Here is a 6,594-nt window from a genome sequence, read left to right on the forward strand (position 1 = left end):
CTTTATTGAATAATCACCTCCTTAATTTCCTTGTAAACATCTATTTCGCTCGGATCAGACATCTTCCCCCTCCCTACATAACTTCTTTAAACGTTTGTAATTGTATCGTATGATGGATACGGTATTGTATACAATTAAAGGTATAAAAAATTTCATTATATAGAACTAAGTCCGTAGTTAGTTCCAACATGTTTTCTCCGAAATAAATACTTTCCCTGTCCAGTTTTTCCTTTAACAGCCCCCTCATGGACAATCTCTTCTCCACGTAACAAAACACGAGTAATAACTCCCTGAACCTTTGTTCCTTCGTAAAGGTTATAATCCAAGTTTTGATATTGCGATTTTTGAGAAATGACTCTTGAACGTGTGGGATCAAGAATAACGATATCTGCATCGCTTCCAACAGAGATTGTTCCCTTCTTCGGGTAAAGCCCGAAGAGTTTAGCAGGCCCAGTGCTAATCACTTCAACAAATTTTTGCAACGATATGCGTCCTTCATGAACCCCGAAGTGGTACACGATAGAAAATATATCTTCTAATCCAGGCACACCATTTGGAATCTTCGCAAAGTTATCTTTCCCAAACGTTTTTTGGCCTTCAAATTGAAATGGACAATGGTCGGATCCCACGGCGGATATTAATCCGGAAGCCATGCCTTTCCAAAGTACATCCTGATTCCATTTTTCTCGCAATGGCGGGGAGCAAACGTATTTCGCGCTTTCGAAATGCGGCTTTTCCAAACAGCTACTATCTAAAACCAAATAATGTGGACAAGTTTCAGCATATGCTTTTACACCTCTCTTTTTGGCTAGTTCCACCTGCTGCAGTGCTTCTGCACAGGTTACATGCACAATATAAATAGGTGCATCCGCTGCTTCTGCGATCGCCAGTGCTCTACCAGTTGCTTCTGCTTCCGTTATAGTCGGTCTTGTGTACGCATGATAAATAGGTGCAGTGTTTCCTTTTTCTAACGCTTCAGCAACCAATTCATCTATAATATCGCCGTTCTCGGCATGAACGTTTGTAATTATGCCAACTTCTCCAGCTTTCTTCATAATTTTGAACATTTCGCGATCATTTACCATTAATTCACCTTTATAAGCCATGAACAGCTTAATCGAGGTAACCCCTTCTTTTTCAGCCAGCAGGGGGAGTTCTTCTAATACCTGATCACTATATTCGCTTATGATGGAATGAAAACCATAATCAATAAAAGATGGCTGTGCTTTATCCTTCCACTCCTGTAAATTTTCAAGTAACGTCTGTCCTTTTTTAGGATTTGTGAAATTTATAATACTTGTAATACCACCTGCAGCTGCAGCCTTAGTTCCACTTACAAAATCATCAGCAGTACCTGTACTTTGAAAAGGCCATGCTAGATGGGTATGTACGTCAATCCCTCCTGGAAAGACATATTGATTGCTTGCATCAATGACGTAATCTTCATTATTAGGATGAATTACTTCAGAAATGTCCGTTACACCCCCCCTTACAATCTGAATGTCTGCCTTAAAAATATCACCTGAAGTTACAACAGTGCCATTTTTAATAATAGTTTTCAACCCAACCTCTCCTTATAAAAATTAGTTTTTATTTCCTTTCTGAATATAAAACTATATTCCCTTGAGGTCCTCGACTAAAAGAGGTTCGTCTTTATAATAACAACCAATTAAGCTTAATTCAAACAATATTTTTAATATATATAATTTTCATTAAAATAAATTATTCATATTATCCTACGCTGATCGTGGTTAGAACTATTCCTCTGAAGATTAAGCAGTGGAACAAAAGCTATATTTCAATAGATGAACACCCCAACTAAATAAGGTACTCATTCCTCTAGGGTGTCACATTCGCAAATTGACCTTAAAACAAATTCCACTCAATAAATCTTCCTCATATAAATTTTTATTAATCCTATGAATGAAAGATATCACACAAGACTTAGTAAAGTATTGTTTTATGTCAGCTTTTATAACACAATTATTTTTGTGGGAGCATAATAGAGTTATGCATTTTGGGGAGAGGTAAGTTATCTTAGGAGGGGAAGCCAAGCCGCTGCAAATGGGTAATGGATAGCCCTATAGGGAGTACAGAAATGGAGGGTTACGTAATACAGATCTTATAAAAAAGCTGATTTTTCTATAGTTAATCCAAATGTTGACGTGATACTTCTCGACTCCTACTTGCTATTTCAGCTCTTTTTAACAAGATCAATTTTCTCGCGACGTCACATTCAATTAAGTAATCGTTCTAATTGGTTTACATCACCTATTACAGTCTTAGGAATGAGTATTATAAGAATTAACTAGATAATATCGTTAATATCGGTTGCCTCACTGAACTTTCTTCAATGACTAAGACCATTCTTACTATAGGGATCGGCTTTACCATCTCCATCCGCATCGACCCCATATCTCCCGTATGGTTCAATCATGGCAGGATCGGTGAGCACCGAATCTAGAATGTTTAGATCCTCTAATTCCGTGCCCCACCCGGATAACTCCACCCCATTCACGTTTTCCCATAAACTGGGTGTGTCCAATTGTCCTACCTACACTCAGGACCCTTTTGAAAATCTCTTTTTAAACTTATAATAGATATTACTAAACCGAAGTCGCTCCACGAAATCATAGGGATCTGGAATCTCTTGGCCCTTCCCAAAGGGGATTTTTTCCCTGTTATATTCGTAATGAAAATCCTTAAATTGAATTTCCTTATATGGATTCGGTTTATATCGGTTCTTTTTACGATCATAGAAATCATAGAAAAGGAATCGATTTAAGGCCTCTAATTCCCCCTTCCTTTCCTTCTCATAAGGAATCTTGGTTACCACTTCAGTAATCATGTCCCGTGTAACCATAATCACCCCATCTTCTGACCAATTCATTTGAATCGCTCGTCCGGCATCTTCTTCCTTGATCCATTCCATCGGAATAGAAATGGTAGAGTGTTCTACTCCTTTCATCCGTAACGCCCAAATGAGTGGCATTAAACAAAAGAGAGGTTTTGTTACTGTATTATAAATTTAATCAAACGAAATTATATAAGGTTACAAAAACACCTTTCCTACCAAGGTTTACAAGCACAAAACTACATTCTAATCTATTTATTAAGGATACAAACCATTGAAGTACTTTATAACTTTGATCCCTTTTCAATTGGATTACTTGCTTCATCACTACCCTACATTTTTTTCATATCTTTATAACTCTAAAACTCTAAAACTTCTAACCTCACTGTTAAGGAGTTGGAGGTCTGGGATGTTGATATTAAGTACAAAACGGATGAATTAAACTCCATCAAAACCTATTGAGACATCACTTCTCTTCCAAAAATTACTACTAGATTAGCGGAATAACCTACCTACAACATACAACGATTTTAGGAGTTACATATGAAATAATTATTACATAATCACTAAGCTATCCGTTGAATTATGTGTAGTTCCCCATGTGCGTTTATTACTTTGACTTGCTTGCAGGTCAGTACTGTGAAAGTTCAGTAACTTTAAAAAAAGAATAAAGTTCTTCGAGAAGGAGTTCCGGAGCCTCTTCTGGGATAAAATGACCACAGGGTAACGCACGTCCTTCCACTTGTTTTGCGAACTTATTCCACTCATCAAGAGGTCTAAAGAATTTTTCGACCAGACCATTTGCACCCCAAATCACTAATAAATCACATTCTATTTTTCGATTTGCCTGAAGATCATCTCGGTCGTGAATAAGGTCAATACTCGCCCCTGCACGATAATCTTCACATATACCATGAATAGTATGTGGATCCTTAAAGCAACGCAGGTATTCACTGTATGCTATAGGATCATAAGATTCTCGAGGAGAATCTGCATCTGAATTATATCTGCTGATATGTAAGGCATTTTCAAGATAGCATTCCGGATTGGAGGAAATCATATTTTCCGGGAACGGCTTTTTCTGGGTTAAAAAGAACCAATGGAATAAACTGTGAGAAAATTCCATATTCGTCCTCTCGTACATGACAACTGTCGGTACAATATCAAGTAACACGAGCTTTTTCACACGTTCAGGATGATCAAGAGCTAATCGGTATGCAACTCTTGCTCCACGGTCATGTCCCACTAAATAGAAACTCTCAAACCCAAGTTGCATCATCACTTCCAATTGATCTTGTGCCATTACTCGCTTAGAGTAGTTGCTGTGGTTAGGTAATCCTTCAGGCTTACTGCTATCACCATAACCACGCAAATCCGTAGCAACAACAGTGAAATACTCAGCTAATTCATCTACAACCTTATGCCACATAACATAGGTTTGAGGATTCCCATGCAACAGTAATAGCGGGGGGCCAGATCCTCCTTTTAATACGTTCATGTCTATATCGTTCGCGTGTATAATGAATTTCTTAAATTTTGAGTACATAATTAATTTATACCCCTTTTTTAAAATAGTGATATCGCTCCTCAATTGCGCCAGAACCCATTAGAACACCAAATAAAATTGAAATAAAACCTATGACCTGAGCTAGTCCAATGCTTTCACCTAAGAATATGGCTGAGCTGATTAACGTAAAAAAAGGATTAAGATTAATAAAAATAGAAGCCTCTGCCGCCCCGATTTTTCCGATCGCATAGTTATACAGCATATGACCCATCCCAACACCGATTCCCCCTGATACCAAAAGGAGCAGATAAATAGGGAAAGTGCCATGACTCAAGCTGATAAACCCTTCAGGTTCAAGGAACAAACTGATGACGAACATAAAGCTCCAATTAGATGTATGTGGTCATTAGACGAGGGTCCATTGTTTGGGAACCTTTTTTGATTACAATAAAACTTAATGCTTGAAATAGCATTGATATAAATACCAGCAAATCCCCCATTGACACACTACCCAAAGCTTTATGACCTTTCAATACAATAAAGGAAACACCAATCAAGCCCAACATAACTCCAATACTCTGGAGAATGGTTACTCTGTCACCTAGGAAAAGGATTGATAAAATGGTAGTCGCTAAAGGAGCCATGCCCAAAATCAACCCGCTATTAGATGCAGTAGTTTGGTTCAGTCCGATGGATAGGACGGATTGGTGTAAGACTACACTAAACAAAGATCCAAATATAATATATACCCATTCCTGCTTCGTAGGTGAGCGAAGCTTCCTCATGGTAAATAGGGTTAAAACCAAAACAATGCCAGCCGATAAGATCCGTAACGTTGTAATCGTAACCGGCATGAAATATGTGATCAAAATTTTGAGGACAACCACATTCACTCCCCACATGGCCATTACCGATTCAGATAGACCCGTTGCTTTTCCAAAACGAATCATTCCTTTCTATACCTAAATGACTGTGAGGGCAAAATCTATCAAATGATGTTATTCTTCCGTAATTCTTCTATTTCCTCTTCAGTTAATCCTATCATGCTCATAAGGATTTCATTGTTATGCTCTCCCAAGTCCGGGGCAATGTGGCGAATACTCCCTGGAGTTTTTTCAAACTTCGGGACGATGCCAGGAACTTTAATTTGACCTAGGCGCGGATGCTTCACTTCGATAAGATTTTCCCTTGCCTTATATTGAGGATGCTCAAAGATATCTTGGATGTTTAAAATTGGACTAACCGGAACACCATATTCATCCAATTCCTTCAATAAATCATCTCTTCCCAGGGAGGATATCCAATCGGCCACAATCTGATTCGTCTCCTGATTATTCTCCAATCGCTTGGAATTGGTGTAAAACTTAGAATCACTCAGCATATCTTCTCGATTCATGGCTTTGGCTAACCGCTCAAAGGTTGAATCCGTACTTGTTACCAATACCACCCAATGGTCATCTTTCGTTCGATACGTTCCGGCTGGACTAGAGTGGCCTGCTAATCCCGGTGCCCTTTCCCGAACTTTACCTAGTTGATCATACTCCGCAACCAAAAACTCCATCATTCGGAATACCGATTCGTAGAGGGACATATCTACCATTTGCCCGCTTCCCTCATTGGCATCACGGTAATAGATAGCTGTTACTGCTGCGAAGGCGACATAGATCCCTGTAATATAATCCGTAAGGGAAAAGGATGGACTAACCGGATGCCGATCGGTAAACCCTTGAAGATAGGTATATCCGCTAAACGCCGTTGCAGGAGTGCCAAATCCGGCCTTTTCACGGAAAGGACCGGTTTGGCCATACCCGGAAACACGGATCAATACTAAATTAGGATTGATTTCTTTCAACACTTCATACCCGGCCCCCCACTTTTCAAGAGTCCCCGGTCTAAAATTCTCTATTAATATATCTACCTTGCTAACTAGCTTTTTAAAGATTTCGATCCCTTCCTCCTTGTGTAAATCAAGAGTGAGAGACTTTTTGTTTCTAGATAATCCCGGCCAACGCAAAGGTTCCTTATCTTTAAAAGGTCCAACGTGTCTTAACGTATCACCTTTACCCGGCATTTCTACTTTAATCACATCTGCACCAAAATCACCTAGCAGTACAGCACCGAATGGTGCTGCAATCATGGTGGATACATCCAATATTTTTACTCCTTCTAATGGTAACCTCGTAAGCGTCTAATAACTAGGTGGATAGAAAAAGAGCAAAATCTCAAGTAAACT

The 6,594-nt window shown here is 38.9% G+C and carries 6 protein-coding genes and 1 pseudogene; all 7 read right to left on the reverse strand.

Translation table 11 applies throughout. From position 1 onward, the window contains the following. Positions 1 to 155: 155 nt before the first annotated feature. Positions 156 to 1,562, reverse strand: coding sequence for a dihydropyrimidinase (gene hydA / locus ABLT31_RS35390; protein WP_367760355.1), 1,407 nt, complete (start codon positions 1,560 to 1,562; stop codon positions 156 to 158). A gap of 788 nt (positions 1,563 to 2,350) precedes the next feature. After that, positions 2,351 to 2,518 (reverse strand): hypothetical protein, encoded by a 168-nt coding sequence (locus ABLT31_RS35395; protein ID WP_367760356.1) that lies wholly within the window; start codon positions 2,516 to 2,518, stop codon positions 2,351 to 2,353. Positions 2,519 to 2,560: 42 nt separating this feature from the next. Then, positions 2,561 to 2,932, reverse strand: a complete 372-nt coding sequence (locus ABLT31_RS35400) for a hypothetical protein (protein ID WP_367760357.1) — start codon at positions 2,930 to 2,932, stop codon at positions 2,561 to 2,563. Positions 2,933 to 3,485: 553 nt separating this feature from the next. Next, on the reverse strand, positions 3,486 to 4,352 hold the full coding sequence (locus tag ABLT31_RS35405) for an alpha/beta hydrolase (protein WP_367760358.1): 867 nt from the start codon (positions 4,350 to 4,352) through the stop codon (positions 3,486 to 3,488). Positions 4,353 to 4,407: 55 nt separating this feature from the next. After that, the gene (locus ABLT31_RS35410; RefSeq protein WP_367760359.1) at positions 4,408 to 4,740 is read right to left on the reverse strand and encodes an EamA family transporter; all 333 of its coding nucleotides are present in this window, start codon (positions 4,738 to 4,740) and stop codon (positions 4,408 to 4,410) included. A 10-nt stretch (positions 4,741 to 4,750) separates the two neighbouring features. After that, positions 4,751 to 5,311, reverse strand: a complete 561-nt coding sequence (locus ABLT31_RS35415; protein ID WP_367760360.1) for a DMT family transporter — start codon at positions 5,309 to 5,311, stop codon at positions 4,751 to 4,753. Between the two features lie 38 nt (positions 5,312 to 5,349). Beyond that, positions 5,350 to 6,534: pseudogene (locus ABLT31_RS35420) on the reverse strand (CaiB/BaiF CoA transferase family protein); the annotation flags it as partial. Positions 6,535 to 6,594: the final 60 nt, after the last annotated feature.

This window comes from Ammoniphilus soli (assembly GCF_040813775.1).